18 protein-coding genes and 1 tRNA gene are annotated in these 21,819 nt (G+C 26.0%); 11 read left to right on the top strand and 8 right to left on the bottom strand.

Features of this window, described 5'->3' with window-relative positions:
- The first annotated feature begins 160 nt into the window (after nt 1–160).
- Both BN346_RS09480 and pdxR read left to right on the top strand, forming a co-directional pair.
- Nucleotides 161–1,087 carry a DUF2232 domain-containing protein gene (locus BN346_RS09480; RefSeq protein WP_051540240.1) on the top strand — a complete coding sequence of 309 codons (927 nt, stop codon included), beginning with the start codon at nt 161–163 and terminating at the stop codon, nt 1,085–1,087.
- Between the two features lie 217 nt (nt 1,088–1,304).
- The gene (gene pdxR / locus BN346_RS09475; RefSeq protein ID WP_040328179.1) at nt 1,305–2,753 is read left to right on the top strand and encodes a MocR-like pyridoxine biosynthesis transcription factor PdxR; all 1,449 of its coding nucleotides are present in this window, start codon (nt 1,305–1,307) and stop codon (nt 2,751–2,753) included.
- Nucleotides 2,754–2,756: 3 nt separating this feature from the next.
- Here the strand turns inward: pdxR and BN346_RS09470 are convergent, their stop codons facing one another.
- Complete coding sequence (locus BN346_RS09470; RefSeq protein WP_040328178.1) at nt 2,757–3,023, bottom strand: hypothetical protein; 267 nt, start codon at nt 3,021–3,023, stop codon at nt 2,757–2,759.
- A gap of 769 nt (nt 3,024–3,792) precedes the next feature.
- On the opposite strand from BN346_RS09470, the gene BN346_RS09465 reads away from it, so the two are divergent.
- Nucleotides 3,793–4,740 carry a calcium/sodium antiporter gene (locus BN346_RS09465; RefSeq protein ID WP_040328177.1) on the top strand — a complete coding sequence of 316 codons (948 nt, stop codon included), beginning with the start codon at nt 3,793–3,795 and terminating at the stop codon, nt 4,738–4,740.
- A 68-nt stretch (nt 4,741–4,808) separates the two neighbouring features.
- Here the strand turns inward: BN346_RS09465 and BN346_RS09460 are convergent, their stop codons facing one another.
- On the bottom strand, nt 4,809–6,029 hold the full coding sequence (locus BN346_RS09460; RefSeq protein WP_040328176.1) for a NupC/NupG family nucleoside CNT transporter: 1,221 nt from the start codon (nt 6,027–6,029) through the stop codon (nt 4,809–4,811).
- Nucleotides 6,030–6,686: 657 nt separating this feature from the next.
- On the opposite strand from BN346_RS09460, the gene murC reads away from it, so the two are divergent.
- Nucleotides 6,687–8,063, top strand: a complete 1,377-nt coding sequence (gene murC / locus BN346_RS09455; protein WP_040328175.1) for a UDP-N-acetylmuramate--L-alanine ligase — start codon at nt 6,687–6,689, stop codon at nt 8,061–8,063.
- Between the two features lie 79 nt (nt 8,064–8,142).
- Here murC and BN346_RS09450 read toward each other — a convergent pair whose 3' ends face one another.
- The 3 genes from BN346_RS09450 to BN346_RS09440 all read right to left on the bottom strand — a co-directional run bounded on the left by BN346_RS09450 (nt 8,143) and on the right by BN346_RS09440 (nt 11,815).
- Complete coding sequence (locus BN346_RS09450) at nt 8,143–9,570, bottom strand: APC family permease (RefSeq protein WP_040328174.1); 1,428 nt, start codon at nt 9,568–9,570, stop codon at nt 8,143–8,145.
- Between the two features lie 521 nt (nt 9,571–10,091).
- A complete protein-coding gene (locus tag BN346_RS09445) occupies nt 10,092–10,430 on the bottom strand; it encodes a hypothetical protein (RefSeq protein ID WP_040328173.1) in 339 nt (112 codons plus the stop codon).
- An 11-nt stretch (nt 10,431–10,441) separates the two neighbouring features.
- On the bottom strand, nt 10,442–11,815 hold the full coding sequence (locus BN346_RS09440; RefSeq protein WP_040328172.1) for an aldehyde dehydrogenase: 1,374 nt from the start codon (nt 11,813–11,815) through the stop codon (nt 10,442–10,444).
- Between the two features lie 318 nt (nt 11,816–12,133).
- On the opposite strand from BN346_RS09440, the gene BN346_RS09435 reads away from it, so the two are divergent.
- From BN346_RS09435 to BN346_RS09410, 6 genes are all read left to right on the top strand, one after another.
- A complete protein-coding gene (locus BN346_RS09435; protein WP_040328171.1) occupies nt 12,134–13,258 on the top strand; it encodes a sensor histidine kinase in 1,125 nt (374 codons plus the stop codon).
- Between the two features lie 16 nt (nt 13,259–13,274).
- Complete coding sequence (locus BN346_RS09430; protein WP_040328170.1) at nt 13,275–13,901, top strand: response regulator transcription factor; 627 nt, start codon at nt 13,275–13,277, stop codon at nt 13,899–13,901.
- Between the two features lie 251 nt (nt 13,902–14,152).
- Nucleotides 14,153–15,088 carry an ABC transporter ATP-binding protein gene (locus BN346_RS09425; protein ID WP_040328169.1) on the top strand — a complete coding sequence of 312 codons (936 nt, stop codon included), beginning with the start codon at nt 14,153–14,155 and terminating at the stop codon, nt 15,086–15,088.
- 7 nt (nt 15,089–15,095) lie between these two features.
- Entirely contained in the window at nt 15,096–16,208 is a 1,113-nt protein-coding gene (locus BN346_RS09420; protein WP_040328167.1) for an ABC transporter permease, read from the top strand.
- 3 nt (nt 16,209–16,211) lie between these two features.
- Entirely contained in the window at nt 16,212–17,354 is a 1,143-nt protein-coding gene (locus BN346_RS09415; RefSeq protein ID WP_040328165.1) for an ABC transporter permease, read from the top strand.
- 359 nt (nt 17,355–17,713) lie between these two features.
- Nucleotides 17,714–17,789, top strand: a tRNA-Pro gene (locus BN346_RS09410).
- Between the two features lie 173 nt (nt 17,790–17,962).
- Here the strand turns inward: BN346_RS09410 and BN346_RS09405 are convergent.
- Nucleotides 17,963–18,142: a hypothetical protein gene (locus BN346_RS09405; protein WP_040328163.1), complete on the bottom strand. Its 180-nt coding sequence runs from the start codon at nt 18,140–18,142 to the stop codon at nt 17,963–17,965.
- Between the two features lie 48 nt (nt 18,143–18,190).
- A complete protein-coding gene (locus BN346_RS09400; protein ID WP_040328161.1) occupies nt 18,191–19,501 on the bottom strand; it encodes a hypothetical protein in 1,311 nt (436 codons plus the stop codon).
- Between the two features lie 508 nt (nt 19,502–20,009).
- On the opposite strand from BN346_RS09400, the gene BN346_RS09395 reads away from it, so the two are divergent.
- Nucleotides 20,010–21,158 (top strand): papain-like cysteine protease family protein, encoded by a 1,149-nt coding sequence (locus BN346_RS09395; protein WP_040328160.1) that lies wholly within the window; start codon nt 20,010–20,012, stop codon nt 21,156–21,158.
- A 76-nt stretch (nt 21,159–21,234) separates the two neighbouring features.
- Here the strand turns inward: BN346_RS09395 and BN346_RS09390 are convergent, their stop codons facing one another.
- Nucleotides 21,235–21,771, bottom strand: coding sequence for a protease inhibitor I42 family protein (locus tag BN346_RS09390; RefSeq protein ID WP_040328158.1), 537 nt, complete (start codon nt 21,769–21,771; stop codon nt 21,235–21,237).
- Nucleotides 21,772–21,819 lie beyond the last annotated feature (48 nt).

Below are 21,819 nucleotides of genomic sequence, written 5' to 3'. Positions count from 1 at the left end.
AGTACATTTGAAGCGTTTCTTTTTATATAAAATTTAATTGTAGAAAAAAGATGTATAAATTTCGTTGCAGTATATGCTAAGTTAAGTATATACTATTTTAATATACTTGTTTGGATAGAGGTGATTTAAAATAAATACTAAGAAATTAACAGAAGCTGCAATGATATCAGCTTTGTTTGTAGTTTTAAGCTTAATAGCATTAAGTACGGGGATAGCATATTCCTTTTACTTAGATTTAATAGTGCCAATAATAATATCATTAATGTATTTAAAGTGTGATTTTAAATATACAATTCTTTCTTGTATAACATCACTTATAATTATAGTTTTTGTAATTGGCGATGTAGGTTCAGGAATTTGGATGAGTCAAAGTATGATAGTAGGACTTATATGTGGTGCTATTATACAAAGAAAGACTTTGATTGTTGATGATTTACTATATTCAGCTATAGCAAGTTGTTTTGTTATGCTACTTATAAACTTATATTTTTCAAAATTATTAGGGTTTGATTTTATAAAAGATATACAGGTTATGATTGAGCCTTGGAATATAAATGAAACTTTAAAAAATGTATTATACTACATATGTATAGCAGCATTGCCACTTGGAACAACTATTTTAGTTTATTTTGCAACTTTACTTATAGGAAAAAAACTTAAACTTTTAAGTGAAGATGGAAAGAAGAAATTTAAAGCAAGTATAAATTTTATAAAGTGTTCTGGTTACTTTTGTTGTAGTGAAAAGGCTACTATTATTTCAATAATATATTTAGTCAGCTTAAAGATTTTATCTTTGTTTAATTATAGTGTAAAACATATATACCTTAAAACATTGCTTGTATCAATACAATGTATAGTTTTGTATTTTGTAATAAAAGATTTTTACTCATTTATATGTAAATTTATTTATATAAAAACTAAATCCAATATAATAGTTAGATTGTCTTCATTAGTTATATTATTTCTTTTAATATACAAATTTCAAATAACTGCAATAGTAATAATTGTAGTTGGTTTTATAATAGACCATATATTTAAAATGCGAAAAAGTCATATAAATGTGATGGAACAATATTTAAGTTCATAAATTTTGAATTTTATTTATTATTGGTTTATGATATATAATAATTAAATAAGCAGATTGATAAGTTAAAAAATATTCTATAAAATAATTGTCATAATAGATATGAAAAAATAAAGTTCATGTCTATTATGATTTTTTTATGTATTAAATTAGATTTTATTTGAATTTTGAAATGATATAATTAATACATATTAAGAAATATAAGTGAGGAGATAAGGACATGATTTTTTCTGCATTTAAATTAAATGAAGATGAGCCTATATATATTCAATTAGAAAATCATATAAAGGAAAGTATAGATAATGGTATTCTTCAAAATGGAAGTAAACTTCCTTCAACAAGGGAAGTAAGTAGTTTGCTTAATATTAGTAGAAACTCAGTTGTGTCTGCATATCAAAACTTAGAGAGCATAGGGATTTTAGAAAGTGTAAAAGGTAAGGGCACATTTGTTATAACTGAAGATAAAGTAGAAGAAGAAAAATTTATAATAAATTGGAATGAAAAATTTAATAAATACGCAAGTGTTTGTGAAGAATTAGATATAATGAAAACTGAACTTCCATGGAAAAAGGGGATGATTTCATTTAAAAGTATTGCACCAGAAGAAAATATGTTTGATTTAGAGGAGTTTAAAAGAGCATTTTTGACAGCATGGTCATTAGAAGGCGATAAGCTTTTAAATTATGGATATGCAAAGGGATATAAGCCATTAATAGATTATTTAATGAATTATATGAGTGAAAAAGGTGTAAACACAGAAGAAAAAGAAGTTCTTATAACGAATGGATTTACTGATGGATTTGATATGGTTTTAAGTTCATTAACAAATGAAAATGATGTAGTGATATGTGAAAATCCAACTCATAATACAGCACTTAAAATAATGAGGGCGCATGGTTTAGAGGTTGTTGGAGTTAATGTGGAAAATGATGGCATAAATATTTTAGATTTGGAAGAAAAGATAAAAAAATATAAGCCTAAATTATTATATATAATACCTTCATATCATAATCCAACGGGTATAGTTATGAAAGGTGAAAAAAGAAAGAAAGTGTATAAGATTTGCGAGCAGTATTCTATTCCAATAATAGAAGATGGATTCAATGAAGAATTATTATATTCAGGTTCACATACACCGCCTATAGCATCACTTTGTAAAAATGGAAATGGCGTTGTATATATTGGAAGTTTTTCGAAGATTCTATTTCCAGGGCTTAGAATAGGATGGATATTTGGTGATAAAAACTTAATTGGTACACTAGAAAGTGTTAAGAGATGTAGAACAATTCATTGTTCCTTTCTTGATCAAGGAGCATTTTATCATTATATGAATAGTGGGGCGTTTTTTAAGTATGTAAAGAAAATAAGAAAATATTATAAAGATAAGTATAAGTTCACACTAAATGAAGTTAGAAATAATATTCCTTGTGAAGAGGTTATGGGCGAGGGTGGACTACACATATTTATTAAATTAAAAAATGTAAATACAAGAGAAGTTCTTGAAAAATGTTATGAAAAAGGTGTAGTTTTCATGCCAGGAGATTTATTTTATACAGACGATAGTGGAAGTTCCACTATGAGAATAAGTTTTTCTAGAGTAAAAAAATCTGATATAAGAAAAGGTATAAAAATAATTGGTGATGTAATTAAAGAATTAGGTAATAACTAATCTTTAACTATCGTCTAAAATCTCGGTTGCCACAGAAAGTGTACTTTCAAGTTTATATTTAAAAGTTCTGCTTGTTAACGCTCCTAAAAAATTATTAATTGATACATGTTTATAAAATTTAGATGATAGCTTTTGATTTTTATAGGATTTTAAAATAACAGGAGTCACAGTATAAACATTATGTTTTCTAGTAAAGTACATGGTAGATACAACTTTAGCTCCAAAAGTCATAATAAAGACAAACATTGAAATAAGTTCATAAAAATTCATAAAAAATACCTCCTAAAAATAAAATATATATCTTAACATGTTATAAAACATGGAATATAGAATTACTATAAAATATATAAAAACAAGTATTCTATAGAGTTTAAAATTATTAGAGTTAGTACTAAGAAAATAGTTTATTTAATATATAAACTAAGATAAATTATTTTATTACTTAACTAATTAAAGTTAAAAACTATAAGAAACTTGATGCAAAGTTTAATAAAGTAAATTTAAAATTATTTCGTTTTTCTTAATAAAAGTATTTCGTAAAATACAGTATAAGATGTAAACAGGATGATAAAATACATTTCCTCCTTATGAGTCATTTTGGAAGTTGCAAAAACCATTAAGAGCGGAAAAAGTATAAATATCTGAAGAAATCTAAAAACACGAATATTATTCAAGATATCACTCCTAACTTCCAAATTATTACTATATGAATATTATGTTATTTTTATGATAAAATGTAAATGAAATAATTTCTACAAAGGATGATAAATAACTTACAAATTATGTAAAAAAGAATTGCAAAATAGAAAAATGAAGTTGAAAACTTCTATAAACAATTATTATGAAATAAAAACAGACATATTCTTTATAAAAATATGTAATAAAATGATATAATCTTTTTTGTATGGATTATTTAATAGAGAGTTTTATAAATAATGTTTGTATTTATTACAAATAATATTAAATGTGCAACATAAGAATAGAAATAAATTTTATGTTGTGATTTTAGGTTAAAAAATGAGAGAAAGAAGGGAAAAAATTGAATTATGTACTCATACTAGTAGGTTTTGTATTATTGATAAAAGGTGCTGATTATTTTGTAGATGGTGCATCCGCAATTGCAAAAACATTTAAAATTCCTACATTAGTTATAGGTCTTACAATAGTTGCATTTGGAACTAGTGCACCAGAAGCAGCTGTTAGTATAACGTCAGCAATTCAAGGCCAAAATGCAATTGCAATGGGAAATGTTGTTGGATCAAATATATTTAATTTATTAATGGTTGTTGGAGTGTCAGCATTTATATGTCCGTTTAGTGTTAAAAAAAGCATATTATTAAAAGAGTTTCCTTTTGTTTTATTATCAGGAATAGTTTTATTAGTAATATCTTTTGATACAGCATTACAAGGAAGTGCGCAAAACATATTAACAAGAGGCGATGGAATAATTTTATTATTGTTCTTTGGAATATTCATGTATTACCTTATAGCAATGGCAATAACATCAAAAGATGATGATTGTGAAGATATAGAAGAAATGCCATTAAAGAAAAGTATTTTACTATCTATAATAGGAATTATAGGAATAGTTTTTGGTGGAAAAATTGTTGTAGATTCAGCATCAGCAATAGCTATTCAGTGGGGAATGAGTGAAACATTAGTTGGACTTACAATAGTTGCTATTGGAACATCACTTCCAGAGCTTGTAACGTCTGTAGTTGCAGCAAAGAAAAATCAAAGTGATATAGCACTTGGAAATGTTATAGGCTCAAATATGTTTAATGCATTCTTCATACTTGGAATTTCAGCAACAATTCATCCTATACAGATTGGAGCATCTGTTATAACAGATTTAGTTGTACTTTTAATAGTAACATTAATAACATATGCATTTGCTATAAGCAAAAAGAAAGTCAACAAAATGGAAGGTGCTACATTAGTAATAATATATATAATATATATGGCTTATATAATAATGAGAAATTAGAAAAATATATAAAAATAGATAGGATAAAGAATCCTATCTATTTTTTATGTAATCTTAAAAGGTGTTAGTTAAAATAATATTCCTGCTATTGTTGCAGTCATAAATGCTGATAATGAACCAGCTAAAACGGCTCTCATTCCAAGCTTTGCAATATCTTTTCTTCTATCAGGAGCAAGGCTACCAATAGAACCTATTTGTATAGCTATAGAACTAAAGTTTGCAAAACCACAAAGAGCATATGTTAATATAACAATTGTTTTTGGTGAAAGTGCTTTACTTGCTATTAATGGTGAAAGATTGCTATAAGCAACAAATTCATTTAAAACAACTTTTTGACCTAAAAGGTTACCAGCAGCACTTATATCTTGAGTTGGAATACCCATTAAAAATGCTATTGGTGAGAAAAGTTTTCCAAATATCCAGTTTAAGCTTAAGAAATCAGCACCAAAGAATCCACCTACGAAACCTAAAACATAGTTAACAAGTGCTATTAAAGCTACGAATGCAATTAAAAGTCCACCAACATTTATTGCAATTTGAATACCTTCAATGGCTCCGTTTGAAGCAGCTTCAATTATGTTTGTAGCTGTTTTTTCAGTTTCTAATTTGAAATCACCTTTTGTTACAGGCTCTTCAGTTTCTGGAATTAAAATCTTAGCAATAACAAGACCAGCTGGAGCAGCCATAACACTAGCAGCAAGTAAGTGACTTGCACTAACTCCCATAGCAACATATCCAGCCATAACACTACCAGCAACAGTAGCCATACCACCAACCATTACAGCAAATAACTCTGATTTTGTCATTTTACTTATATATGGTTTTATTATTAAAGGCGCTTCATTTTGACTTAGGAATATGTTTGAAACAGCAGAAGTTGTTTCTGCACCACTAGTTCCTAAAAGTTTTGCAAGACCTTTAGAAATTATGGAAATTATGAATTGCATTATACCTAAGTGATATAATATTCCCATTAATGCTGAGAAGAAGATTATTGTAGGTAAAACATTAAATGCAAAAATAAATCCGAATGAATTTGTATCCATTAAATTACCAAATACAAAAGAGCTTCCTTCTACAGTAAAGGCTAATAGTTTATCAATTATTTTACTTAAAAATCCAAAGAACTTTTGACCAAGAGGTACTTTTAAAACAAGTAATGCAAAGATTGCTTGTAAAGATAAGCCTATACCTACAAGTTTCCAGTCAATTTTCTTTCTGTCGCTTGAAAGTAGGTACGCGATTAATAAAAATACAACGATACCTAAAATACCTATAAATTTACCCATATTTACCATTTCTCCATTATTAAATTTTTGTTTTAAATTTTAAATTCCATTGTTTAAAATAACATAGAATTTATACTAAATTTATATAGTGTGTTTTATTTTTTAAATAAGTACATATATTATTTTGAAAAGAGTATTCACTTATATATAAATCCCAAAAGATATATATTTATTCATACTAATTTGTTAAAAAATATTCAATGTTATATTAAAAATGAAAAAAAATGATTAAAACTATATTTAAATATAAATTATAACTATACAATTTTCAATAAAAAAATTTTGAATAAAATTTTAAAATGGTGTATAATGTACAATTTAACATTGTAGTATATGGCTAAAAATAAGGATTTTTTAATAAAATGTTAATAAAAAACATTTGTTAAAGAAATAACATTTAAGCAATTAAAAAAATAAATTTTATTATGAATAATATGATAAATAAATATTAAAAAATGAAATTACATAACTTGCAATTTGGAGGATTATTATTAGTCAATTTTTGAAAATTAGAATTATAGTTTTGATTTTTGTAAATATATAGACATTTATGTGTTTTTTTCATTGCTTTTGTATATAATTATTAGTATGAAAAAATATACAAGGTAATAAATAATTGAATATATTATAGTAAAGATAATTAAGGAGTTGTTAAAAATGTCTTTTGATTTTTTAAGAGATACTCATAAAAAAGTTCACTTTATAGGTATAGGTGGAGTAAGTATGAGTGGACTTGCAGAGATACTTATTGAAAATGGATATAAAGTTTCAGGTTCAGATAGAAGTGAATCTGAAAACACTAAAAAACTAAGAGAACACGGTGCTGAAATTTATATAGGACAAAGTGCCGATAATATAAAAGATGTAGATTTAGTAGTGTATACAGCAGCTATTGCAGCTGATAATCCAGAGCTTATGAAAGCTAAAGAAGAAAACATAGCTTCTATGAATAGAGCAGAATTTTTAGGATCTATAATGAAGGGACATAAATATGGAGTTGCTATAGCAGGAACTCATGGAAAAACAAGTACAACATCAATGATGTCACATATTGTTTTAGAAGAAAAATTAGATCCTACTATCTTAGTTGGTGGAAATTTAGATGTTATTGGTGGAAATGTTCATATAGGAAAAAGTGATTATTTCATAACAGAAGCATGTGAATATAAGGAATCATTCCTAAAGTTTTATCCATATATAGGGGTTATCCTAAATGTTGAAGAAGATCACCTAGATTACTATAGAGATTTAAATCATATAAAAGATGCATTTAGAAAGTTTATTAGCATAATACCTGACGATGGATATGCAATAGTTAATGCAGATGATGAAAATTCAATGGATGTAATAAAAGATGCTAAATGTAATGTTATGACTTTTGGAATAGAAAATGGGGAATATAGAGCTAGAAATCTTAAGTTTAATGATTTAGCTTGTGGAATTTTTGATTTATATAAAAATGATGAAAAATTGTTTACTGTGGAGTTAAATGTTCCAGGAAAATATAATGTAGTAAATGCTATGTCAATAATTTGTGCATCGTTAGCTTTAAATATAAGTCATAAGTCTATAGTAGATGGATTATTTAATTTTAGAGGAACACATAGAAGATTTGAATTTAAAGGTGAGAGAGATGGTGTTAAGGTGATTGATGATTATGCTCATCATCCAACTGCAATTAAATCACTTTTAGGTGGAATAAAAAATTATCCTCATAATAGAACATTCTTTATATTCCAACCACATACTTATACAAGAACTTCAACATTATTTGATGAGTTTGTGCAAAGCTTTGAAGGAATTGAGAACTTAATACTTGAAGATATCTATGCAGCAAGAGAAAAGGATACTGGAATAGTTAGTTCACAAAAATTAGGTGATGCAGTAAGAAAAACAGGAGTTAAGGCTATAAATATGCATAGCTTTGAAGATACTGTTAAATATTTAAATGAAAATGTTAAAGAAGGAGATTTAATTTTAACAGTAGGCGCAGGAGACGTATATAAAATAGGAGAAATGTTTATAAATCAATAAAATTATTGATTTATAACAAAAATAAGATGATTTCTATATTTAGAAATCATCTTATTTTTATAGAATGTATAAGATATTCTTATTGGTCTAAACTTGAACCAATGTCTTTATTAGTTTTCTTTGCAATAATTGGCATGATTAAACCAAGTCCAATTAATACAAATGGAGTTATTATATTTAATGCTAGTTGGAATTTGTCTTCAGAGTACATTCCGCCAATACATGCAAATGCAGTGAATGCGAAACACCATGCTCCAAAGATAATACCTACAGCTTTACTTTTTACAAACTTATATTGTGCATCAAATTTGTCTCCAGCTTTCTTAAGTGCAATGTATGCAAGGAATACCCATAGGTAACGAAGAGGCATACAAACAGCATTTAATTTTACTAATGCTTTAACTAATACGTCAACATTTTCTATTCCAAACATTGGTATAACAATTAATAAAGAAACAATAATTGTTATAAGTAAGTGTCCATTTGTATAAGCACCATTTTTGTTTTGTTTAAACATAGAACCTGGTATAAATCTTCTATCAGCACTATCAAGTAACATTCTTAAAGGTGCATCTATTGAAAGAATTAATGTTGAGAATTGACCTATCATATTTGCAATTGCATAAATGATTAAGAATAAATTTCCAACATGATAGTAGCTACCTAGTTTTTGGAATGCGTAGTATGCTCCGTTTGTAAGTAAATCTTTTGGTACATTGTTAGAATCGAACATCATACCAAGTGAAATAGTTCCAAGTATAGCACAAACAGCAACCATTATTGCAAGTGTTATCATACCTTTAGAGAATCCAGTTTCAGGATTTTTCATTTTATTAACATATGGTGATATTTTTTCACAACCACCAACAGCAAATACAAGTATTGATAAACTAGTAAAGAATTTAAGATCAAATGTTGGCATAAATGTTTTAAATGACCAATCTATAGAGTTTAACTTAGCACCTGTAATTGCAGGAGCTGCTGTCATTAATAAAATAAATAGAATTGATAATACAAACATAGATGTTCCAGCAAATGTAGCTAATTTCTTTAATGGATTTAATCCTTTTGATGCAATAAACATACCAATTAAGAAAATAACTAAGCAACATAATTGTAATTTTTTAGTACCTATAGCACTAATTCTGTTATCTTGGAAAATTGCCCAACTTGATGCAATCATAAATCCAGATGGTTTTTGAGAAATATAAGGCATATGAACTATCCAATAAGTCCAACCAGCATAGTATGCAAGTTTAGGTCCAATAGTTTCATTAATCCATGAACTTACTCCTCCACCAGAATTTTTAAAAGCAGAGCCTAGCTCTCCAACCATTAATGCGTAAGGGACAAAGTAAATAGCAAAAATTATGATCCAAGATACGATAGCTTTAAGGCCGTTATACTCAGAGAATCCGTTGATAACGTTACCGAATCCCCAAACTGTGGAAAATGCCATAAATGCTAAGGTATACCACATAATCTGCTTGTCCTTCTTTTGTTCCATAAAAAAATCACCCCGTGTAAAATATTATATTGTATCTATAAAAGTCTAAATTTATTGCATAATATAAACAATTTATTAACAAAAAAATGAAGGCTATCCATCATTAAATGAATTTTTGAATACAATATTTTTAAAATTCTATAAATACATTCAAAATTATATACCTTATTATAGTATTTGTATATATATTTTCCAAAAATAAATAAAATTCTCACAATGTAGTATTAAAAAACCCATAATAAGGCAAAAGAAGAGACATAAAAGAAGATATAGTCGAATGATGAAAAAATCACAGAAAAGTTAAGTTTGAATAAAAAGTTAATGAGTTAACAAATAATATAAAACTTAATTTGCAAATAAAATAATTATTAATATGGAGTTTATAGTAATCTAAAAATGCAAATTAACTTAGTTAACAACTTTAACTAAGTTAATTAAAAATGAAAAGAGAGAACTTAGTTGTTAATTTAAGTCTCTCTTTCTATATTTATTAATAATTTAATTACATAGACTATATGATTTTATATAAAATTCATTTCAACTGAATAATCTTTTAAAAGTATTGATAAACTTTGATTTAAATAATTGAATTCAAAGTTACAAACAGTAGAGTGTATACCACTATCTTTTAAAAAGTGAACAGTTCCAATATTGTTATTAGGGTCTTTACAAATTCTTACCAAAATGGACTTTATATCATTAAATTGAATACGAGATGATAAATTAGTTGAATTTAAATTAAAGTTTACTGTTCTATCATTTAAGAGAATAAGTAAGTCTAAGTCATATTCACGATCTTTGAATGTTTTTATTTCAAAGTCACTTTTTATATTTAAATTATAATGATTAAATTCGTACATTAAGATAACTCCTATTTAAATATTTTCTTTAATTTTGAGAGTTTACTTGAACTAAATGGTGGGTATCTTAATGGAACATCCATTGAAAAATCCTTTTTTACTACAGATTTTATGTGAGAAAAAGTTTCAAAGCTAGATGCACCGTGATATTTTCCCATGCCACTTTCTCCAACGCCTCCAAATGGAAGGTATAATGAAGCTACATGAATTATAGTTTCATTTATACAAGCACCCCCAGAAGTTGTTCTTTGAAGAATTCGAGAAATATTTTTTTCATTATTAGAGAAGAAATAAAGAGCTAATGGTTTAGGTCTTTCATTAATTGTATCTATAACTTCAGTTAAAGATTCAAATTCTAAAACAGGAAGTATAGGTCCAAAAATTTCATCTTTCATAACTTTATCTTCAAAGGTTATATTATCTAAAATTGTAGGCTCTATATACAATTCATCTTGGTCAATATCACCACCAATTGCGATTTTTCCACAATTTAAATAATCAATTAATCGTTCAAATGCTTTTCCATCTATAATTCTAGGGTAATCATTTGATTCCTTAGGATTTTTGCCATAAAATTTTATGATATATCGTTTTAAATGTTTAATAAGTTCATTTTTTACACTTTTATGAACGTATAAGTAATCAGGAGCAACACAAGTTTGTCCTGCATTTAAAAATTTGCCCCAAACGATTCTTTTTGCAGTTAATTTTAAATCAGCAGTTTCATCTACAATACAAGGACTTTTACCACCAAGTTCTAAAGTCACAGGAGTAAGGTTTTTAGATGCAGCTTCCATAACAATTTTTCCAACTGGCACGCTTCCAGTAAAGAATATATAGTCAAATTTTTGATCTAAAAGAGAAGTGTTTGCAGCTCTTCCACCATTAACAACTGAAATTAATTCTTTCGGGAAATTTTCCTCAAGAAGTTTAGTTAAAACTTTAGATGTATTAGAACTTTTATTAGATGGTTTTAATACTACAGTGTTCCCCGCAGCAATAGCTCCTATAAGTGGTGCCATTGATAATTGGAATGGATAATTCCAAGGAGAAATTATTAAAGTGACTCCATAAGGCTCAGGATAAGTAAAACACTTTGCTGGAAATTGTGCCATTTGAGTTTTAACTTTTGTAGCTTGCATCCAAGTTTTTAAATGCTTAATTGTATAGTTAAGTTCTTCAAGTACAATTCCAAATTCAGTCTCGTAGCCTTCAAAGTTAGATTTTCTTAAATCATTATGAAGAGCATCTAAAATCATGCTTTCATTATTTTTTAATATTAACCTTAATTTATTTAATTGAGTTAATCTAAAATCTACACTAAGAGTATTTCCTTTTAGAAAAAAGTTACGTTGAATTGTAACAATATTCTTTATATCTATCATATAAACACCTCACTTAAAACATTAGTTTTAGAAAACTAGTAATATATTTAATAAACTTAAATTATAAATTAGTACAACTTTTTAAAAATACAATACTAAGAATTAAATGTAAATTCATTATTATAACTTCATAAAGATATTATATCAAAATTAATGATTAATAATGAAGGATAGAACTGAAATATTAGATTGAATTCCTATATATATTATATACTGAAAAATTCATTTTAAAGTTTAAGATTTTTGAAACAAGGTTTTTATTATAAAAAATAGAATTATAAAGTAATAGGGGAAAAGTAAATAATAGGAGATTTAAAAATGAGGGCAATGCTAGGTCATGATTATGATATATATATGAGATTTTTACTGATATTTTATATAGCTTATGATTCTGTAATTAAAGATTATGCAATTCAACAATCTATTATTTTTTTATTAGTTATTATAATAACAACAATTAGTATACATTTAATTCAGGATAGGTTTAATAAATTTATGCTTGTATTTCAAATGATAATTTCTTTCTATTTTTCTATAATGTATACACCAATTGCAATTTTATTCTTTTATGTTAGTTTAGTAGACTTATTGTTGAATTTTAAATTATATACAATAGCAAACATAGCAATTATTATAGTTATAAATTTTGTAATAGATGATAAAACACAAACTATACAATTTATTATAATATCACTTGCGTATTTATGTTGTAAAAAGAATTATAATATGATGATAGAAAATAATTTGAAATGTAGGAAGGAAATAGAGGATAAGCGAATATATATTAAAAGTTTAAATGAAAAAATAAATAAAGAAATAAAATATAGAAATCAAGCTTTATACACTAAAGATTTAGAAATAAGAAATGAGTTAGCAGGAAAAGTACATGATAGAGTTGGACATACTATTGCAGGGAGCATAATGCAGCTTGAAGCATGCAAGATAGTGTTAAATAGCGATGATAAAGAAAAAACATGTAATATGATTAATAACACTATAGGCGTGCTAAGAAGTGGTATGAATGAAATAAGGAAAACTCTCAGAGAAATAAGACCTTTAGATGAACAGATAGGAATAAATAAAGTTAAACTACTTTTAGAGGAGAAGGTTCAAGATACAGGATTTAACTTCTCGTTAGATTATAAAGGCGATATGGAGAAAATAGATAAGGAACAGTGGATGTTTATATTAGATTTTATTATGGAAACTTCAACAAATACACTTAAATATTCAAAGGGAAATCATATAGGTGTAAAAATAGAGGCTTTTAATAAAATGTGTAAAACGCAGGTTTCAGATAATGGTGTAGGGTGCAAATATATAAAAAAAGGAATAGGTTTAAAAAGCATAGAGGAAAATGCTTTAAAATTAGGGGGAAACATATTAATAAATAGCAATGAGGGTTTTGAAGTTATATTATTAATTCCTTTCAAAAAATATTAAATATAAGGGGGATAATATGATAAATTTAATAATTGCTGATGATGACATTTTAATTAGAGAAAGTCTTAAGATAATTTTAGATGCAGATAGTGAAATAAATGTATTAGAAACTTTTGAAGATGGAAAATCTGCCCTTCAGTTTTGTTTAACACATAATGTGGATTTAGCACTTTTAGATATTAGAATGCCCATTTTAAATGGAGTTGAAGCAACAAAAGAAATAGTTAGTAAAACCAACACAAAAGTAGTGATTTTAACAACTTTTGATGAAGATGATTATATAAATAAGGCACTTACATTTGGTGCAAAAGGGTATTTATTAAAAAACAATACACCTAGTGAAATTATAAATACATTAAAGATTGTTATAAAAGGCAACTCTGTAATACAAGATGAAGTTATGGAAAAGATAAAAAATAATATTGGCAAAGAAGAAAAATGTAAAATAGATAAAGAAATGTTTACTCAAAGAGAAATTGAAATTATGGAGTGTATATCAGAAGGACTTAGTAACAAAGAAATTTCAGCTAAATTATTCATATCAGAGGGAACAGTTAAAAATTATATAACATCTATTTTAGATAAAACGGGGTTAAAGCACAGGACTCAAATAGCTATATATTGCATAAGAGGAAATGTATAAAAAATAGTTTAGATTTTTAAGTTAAGAAGTTTGATTAATTTAATTGAAAATGCAAAATTGAAAACTGAAAATGAGTGTGTAATTTGAAATAAGATGTAATTGTTAAGTATATCAAAGTGAAAAGATAAACTAAAATATTAATTATGACTAAAGTCATGGTTAAGATGTGACCTTCTCTACATTAATTAGAGGAGGTATTTTTATATAATAATATTAAAGAGATGACTATTAAGAACATGGGGGGCTAGAAGATGTATGTTGTTGAATTAAATGGGGTTACTAAGAAGTTTGGAGAATTTATAGCACTTGATAATATGTCTTTAAATATTAAAGAGGGAGAAATATATGGGATTTTAGGTCCTAATGGTGCAGGTAAAAGTACTGCTATTAAATTAATTTGTGGAATTTTAAATCCTAGTTATGGAATAGTGAAAGTTATGGGAAAAGAAGTTAAACCTAAAATGAAACATGCAAGAAAAAATTTAGGGTTAGTACCTCAAGAAGTTGCTATTTATTCAGAGTATACAGCATATGAAAATGTAAAGTTTTTTACAAGTCTTTATGGTTTTAAAGGAAAAGATTTAGAAGATAAGATTGAGAATGCATTAACTTTTACTGGATTAATGGATGTAAAAAATAAATTAGCTTCAGAGTTTTCAGGGGGAATGCGTAGAAGGTTAAATATAGCTTGTGGGATTGCTCATGAACCTAAAGTAATAATAATGGATGAACCCACAGTTGGTATAGACCCACAATCAAGAAATTATATACTTAAGGCAATTAAAGAGCTTAATAAAAAAGGAGCAACTATAATATATACAACTCACTACATGGAGGAAGCAGAAGAGATATGTTCAAATATTGGAATTATTGATAATGGTAAACTTATAGTTCAAGGTAATAAAGATGAACTGAAAAGTTTAGTTTCAGATAAGAAAAATTTAAGAATATCAATAAATAATTTTGAGGAAATAAATAAAGATGAAATAAAAAATATAAGAGGGGTAAGTAACATTAATGTTTATGAAAATAAGGTGATAATAACATCACTAAAAGAAGTTAATAACTTAGATAAAATAATAAATTATTTTACAGGCAAAGATATTGAAATTAGGGATATAGATTATGAAGATGTAAGTTTAGAAACGGTTTTTTTAAGTTTAACAGGAAAAAGTTTAAGAGAGTAGGGATTATATGAAGGGAATAATAAAACATGTAATTTTAAGTAATATAAGATATCCTAAAAATTTATTATTCAATATGCTTTTTCCTATATTTTTAATGCTTTTAATAGGTGGAGTTCTATTTAATAACTTTGATAATGTTGCAAAGATTGAGCCTTTTAATGTATATTACTACGATTTGGGAACACAAGAAAGTAAAAAAATATTAGCGGAAGCTATTAGAAATAAAGGAAGCATAAAAGTTGAATTTAAAAAAGTAAACAGCTTAGAAGAAGGAAAAGAAAGAGTTAAATTAGGAGAGGATGTATTTATATTTTTAGATGAGAACACAATTAAAGTTTATTCCAACAATAAATATCTTATAAATGGTGGAATGATTAATGGATTGCTTGAAAGTATAAATAGAAAGATAAGTTTAGAAAATGAAGTAGGAAAATTAAATAATAATGAAATTAAATATAATTTAGAGAGAAATAATGATAGAGAAAATGTAGTGTTTGATAAAGTTGAACAAAAGAGAGCACAAACATCTTTTGATTATTATGGTGTAGTTGAAATTACAATGATGGCAAGTTATCTTTTATTCTTTTCTATGTACGGAATACAAAGGGATAAAAGATTAGAATCGAAGAATAGAATAATGATTACTAATATATCTCCAAGCAAGTATTATATAGCAAAACTAATAGGATACTTTATTTTAGGAAATTTAATAATACTTCCAGGGTATCTATTTGCAAGATTTATTTTTAAAGTAAATTTTGGAAACTATCCAATCTTAGCATATGTGGGAATAATAAGCTTGGCTATGATGTTTATAAGTCTAGGGCTTTTAATTGGAGGTATATCAAATGAAAAGAATGATGGACTTAGTAAATTATTATACTCAATAATATTTCCTGTTATGAGTTTTTTAGGAGGATGTTATATTAGTTTCCCTGATGAAGGTGGATTTAAAAGTGCTAGTCTTTCACCTTTAAGATGGACTAATTTAGGAATTTTTAAAATGGCAAACTCTAACGATTATTCTGTAATAAAAGTAGCCATATTGTTAGATATTATCCTTTCAATAATTTTTTTATGCATGTTAAATAGATATGCGAGAAGAGAGGAGGCTATTTAGAATATGAGTTTTTGGGTTTTATTTAAAAACAACATGAAACGAATGATTCAAAAGCAAACAGGTACTTTTGCTATAAGTATTATTATGCCAGTCATAATTCTTATTGTTTCAGTTAAGTATTTTACAATAGGGGAATGGGGATTAAAAACAGTTATTAATGACAAGGATAATACAACTACATCTAAAATAATAGTAGAGCAAATAAATAATATAGAAGGGTTATCAATTAAAGATATAAAAGAAGAGAATATTGATGAATTTATAGAGAATTATGATTTAGATTTATGTATAACAATACCTAAAGGATTTGAAAATGCAATAATAATGGATGATGACAGTGAAGTGATATTTAAACAAGGTAAAAATAGTGAGATTTCTAGTGGAATTAAAGAAAAGTTAAATATAGAAATAAACAACATAAGAAAATTATCTACAGTTAGTAATAAAAATGATGAGTTATACAAAGATACATTGAAAAAATATGATAATGGAATTGTAAGTATAGAAGGGTTAAATCTTAAAGATTTGAGAGCTAATCATCATATATCTAGGTTTTTTATAACAATTGTAACAATGTTTATATTTTATAGGGGATTATACGGAGCAAAACTTATGGTAGAAGATAAGGAGAGTGAAGTTTACACTAGAATTTTTTCAGGAAGTGTCACAAGTACAGAGTATTATTTAGCTAATATATGCTCGACTTTAGTTGTTATGATTATTCAAATTTTAATTTGCCTTATTTGTTTAAATACTTTAGTAAATATAGATGCTGGGTTAAAATGCTGGGAATTATTTATAATATTATTGGTTGTAGCTATAAGTGCTGTATCGGTTGGAATAGTATGTTTCTCCATTTCAGGAGATATACAAGGTTCAGGAATGATATTTAATGTAGTTAGCATGGGAATATTAGCACTTGGAGGATGGTTTTTACCAAGTAGTTTCTTCCCAAAATTTATAAATAAAATATCATATTTTATACCAACTAGATGGACTATGGATGCATTATTAGATTTGCAACAAGGAGCAAAATTTAGCAATATAACTTTAAATTTATTAATAGATATACTTTTTGCATTAGCATTATTTACAATAGCAGCCTACAAAACAGCGAAAAAAGAGAAAATATACAAAGATTTATAAATAGAGAAATTAGAAACAAAGGATGAAGTAAGAAGAAACACTACAATTCTGTATATAAATAAAATGTAAAGGAGGGGATTTATAGTAAATTAAAATTAAATTTTATTAATAAAAATATAAATCACCATCAAATATGGGTTATTTCAAAACTACTTTGTTTTGAAATAACCTACTTTTTATTTTATATAAATTTAAATTTTTGAAGTGAAATTAGACTAAAAGCATTGATATTACTTTGTTTGTGATTAGATGAAGAATGTAGTGATTAATAAGTAGATTGGAATTTAATTATTTAAAATAAAAAATATAAAAAAAGTGTTGACATATTTATACACGTGTAATATAATAATTTATGTCGCCGGGGTGTGGCGCAGATGGGAGCGCGCGTGGTTTGGGACCATGAGGTCGCAGGTTCAATCCCTGTCACCCCGACCACTAAAGAGAGTTGCATAGGCAACTCTCTTTTTTACTTGAACAGGTTTAATTTATGAAGAAAATAAAATTGAAATAATAAAAGATACTAGCATAAACAAAGTAAATGCTAGTATCTTTTGCTTTAATAACAATAAAATGTTGTTATTATTTTTATAAATAGTAGTATTTAGTAATTAAGCAAGCGGTGGAGTTTCTATTAATGAACGATGTATAGGAGTTGATTCACTGGTTGAACAACATACATTTTGAGTTTGATTATTTTTAGTTAAATTAACTGCTGAACTACCCAAAAATGGTACAACCAATGATAAAGATAAAGTTAACATTAATAGTGATTTTGAAAATTTTTTCATAAAAAATACCTACCTTTCAATATAAAAATAAATATTTATAGTAATAAACTAAGTAATGGTTTTTAATACAAAATCCATTTTAGAATTGTATTCTAAAGCTTTTTTGAAGTTGTTATAGTTTGAATATAAATTTAATAATTCATTATAGGACTTCATACTTAAAATGTGATTATTTGTACACGAAGCTAGTCCTATTATATTTTGTATGACTTCTTCAATTTTTTTATAGTCATTTAACTTTATATATATTTCTTTAAGTAGTTCATAGGCTTTTATTAAACAATCATTGTCATTGTTATCTTTTGATTTTATTACTACACTGTTAAGTATTAATAACGCTTTATCATATAATTCTTTCTTTATATAAATAGACGCTTTTTCAATTAGTGTATGTGGTAGTTTTTCAACATCAACTTTAGATCGAATATCTTGTGCTTTTTTAGAGTATAAAGTAGCCTTATCAAGTTGATTATCCTTAATGTATAATGATGATAAATTTGTGTAAACATGGGCAAGAACCTTAGAATCAATAGGTTTGCCACTAGAACATATACATTCTAAAATTTTAATAGCATCATTAATTGAACCCTTTAATGCATAACATGAAGCTTGAAGTGATTTAGCATATATATAATAATTAGGCATTAAATCTGAGTTAGGATCATTATCTAGATTATTTATAAATATTTTAGATAACTCAATAGATTTATCATATTCTTCAATCTTCATATAAGACAAAGATAAATTATATATGCAAGTGTTTATTAAATTTATTTGATTAATTTTTTCAGCAATAGATTTACACTTAGAAAAATATGAAATTGCATTATAATAATCTAATAAACTGTAGTAACATGAGCCTATTTTTTTATATATATAAGTTGAAAAACTAGTTGTGTCTGAATTAATAGAATTGAGTAGATTCAAAGATGTAAAATAATTTTCTAATGAAGTGTTATAGTTATTTATGTCAAAATAATAGTCACCTATTTTTGTATAGATTTGAGCTTTATTGAAGTCTAAGTTATATTCTTTAGCAATAGTTAATAATATCTCTAACTCATCTATAGAAGAGTTAGTATTTAAATGATTAACACAATATCTTTTAGCCTCTTCTTGCTTTGTTCTTAAAAAGAAATTTTCGTCAAGTTCTATGTCTAAATTTAATTCCTTCTCTAATGCAATTTGTTTAAATCTACATATCAATAATTTTGATACATCTTTAGATATAATTGAGTTTCCGCTTTCTAAAAGTTGTAGATAATCTTTAGTTAAATTTTCTGTTGCTAATTCTTCAGTACTTATATTTAATTTTTTTCTTAAGAATGCTATTTTTTCTCTTCCTTCCAGAAAATTCAAATATATCACCTCACACAATGAAACAAATTAATACCATAAAATTAAATAAATAACATAATATTACAATATACTAATAATTATACTATAACAAATTAAATAATCAATAGAAATAATAAATAAAAAGTAAATATTGATACTATTTAAACTTAAAGAGTATCAATAGCATAATATAAAATAACATATATTACCACTTATTGTACTATAATAGCAAAATAGTAACAAAAACAAGAGTTAAAGTGTTAAAGTTTGATTTGATAGAGTCTATTGTGAGATAAAAGAATAATTAAGTGTATATAGAATTTTTAATAACAGGTATGATAAAAAGATATTATTTACTACAAAATATATGAAAAATAATATAAAATATTGAATAAAATTTTAAGAATATGTACAAAAAATCGTGTAATATGTACAAAAAATTAATTTTAAATTTCAAGTTACAAAACATGAAAACTTTTGTATCTAATTAATATAATGAACTATAAGTATTTATATATTAGGAGGAATTATGAAAAACAAAATTAAAAAAATTGCACTTTTTATGATTATGTTGTTTTCAATGTTTATTGTAACAACAACTAGTAGTTATGCATTAACTACTAGAAATAGTGGTGACTTTAAAATTATTTCTGAGAATATACCAAGTAACTTGAAAGAATATGCTATAAAGGAGCTTCCTAAACATATTCAAAATGTAAGAATGGAAGCTGACCAATATGGATTTAAAGGTTATAATGTTCAAAACTTTAAATTAGCAGAACCTTTTAGCGTTTACTCAGAAGAAAATGGTAATGTATACTATTTCCCTGTTACAGACAATAATCAAATAGTTGCAATTTTAGGTGTAAGCAAAGTTTCAGGAGAAGGATATACAACAACTTTTGAAAAAGGATTTGCAAGTGAATTACAAGCAATGGTAGAAAATGAACACCATGAGTTTAGAATAGTAAATAATAATAATGAGTTAAGAGCAGTAAGTCCTACTAAATCTGTATTGTTAGCCAAAACATACACAGAGACAAATAAGGCTAACACTAAAAAATCTAACTTTAATAATTACGATTTACAAAAAAATATAAATAAAGCACAAGAAGAAACTATAAACTCAAAAGAAATAACAACACCATTAAATGAATATGCTAAAATTAATGATAATAATTATGTACAAGCAGCACAAAATAGCAACAATTTACCAATACAAATAAATTTACAAGGCTCACATCCTTGGTGCTGGGCAGCTACAGCTTCAGGAATAATAAATTATGAAAAAGGAACAAACTTACAAGCTGTAGATATAGTTAGATATGTATTTGGTTCAGAAGTTGAACAAGGTGGAACTTGGCAAGATATATTAAAAGCATACAATGCTTGGGGACTTTATCCAAATGTAACTAACACAGTACCATATAATAATGTAAAAGCTACTATAGATAGTGGACATCCAATGCATCTTGGAATGGTTTCTTATCAAGCTGGTGGACACGCAATGACATTAAGAGGATATACAGAAAATAGTGATGGAACTAAATCATATAGTTTAATAGACCCAAACAAGAGCTACTATGTATCAGTAAGTGCTCAAAGAGATAGCAGAAATGTTTGTTATATACTAGGTGGATACAGATTCTATTGGGAATCTACTTGTTCAGGATTTTAAAAATATATTAGAAATTAATTTAATTGAAAACAATATAAGCAGTTAACTAATAAAGTAACTGCTTATTTTTGTATTTTTACTCTGATTTTATATTCATATTTAATGTGTTATATACTTCTTTTGTTTCAGTAGCAATGTATTCAAAACTAAGAGCTTCTTCACCTACATTTGTTATTTCAAATTCAAAGTTGTTTCTACGTGGTGATGAACCATCAGCTTTAGAGTTTAAATTGCTGTATTTAGGAAATGTAAAAAATGAATTTTTATAATTTAAGTTTTTTAGGTTAGATTCATTGGAGAGTTTCCAGTCAGCTAGAATTGTGGCATTTGAATATAGGGAGATATATATGGTGCTATTTTTAGGAACGGATATTGTAGGATTTTTATCAGCACTTACATTCTTATTCATAACAAATTTATTAAGCTTCGAAGTGCATGAGTCCTTAACCATAACATAAACATATTCTTCGCCAATTTTAAAGTTTAAATCATAGGTGAATTTTGTAAGCAAAGATTTAGCAGAACCTATATTAAGTTTTGTAGTTGAGAAGGATTGAATAATAAAAATAATTACAAGTATCATTGCAATGCCGATTGTAACTTTAATTTTCAAATTGTAACACCTCCTTATATAGGGTTCCAAGTTAATATTTTAGTTTAT

The sequence above is a fragment of the Clostridium ihumii AP5 genome (assembly GCF_000612845.1).
In the GTDB taxonomy this organism is placed as follows: domain Bacteria; phylum Bacillota; class Clostridia; order Clostridiales; family Clostridiaceae; genus Clostridium_J; species Clostridium_J ihumii.
Note: the sequence above shows the minus strand (reverse complement) of the source record. Positions and strands in the feature narration are given on the sequence as shown.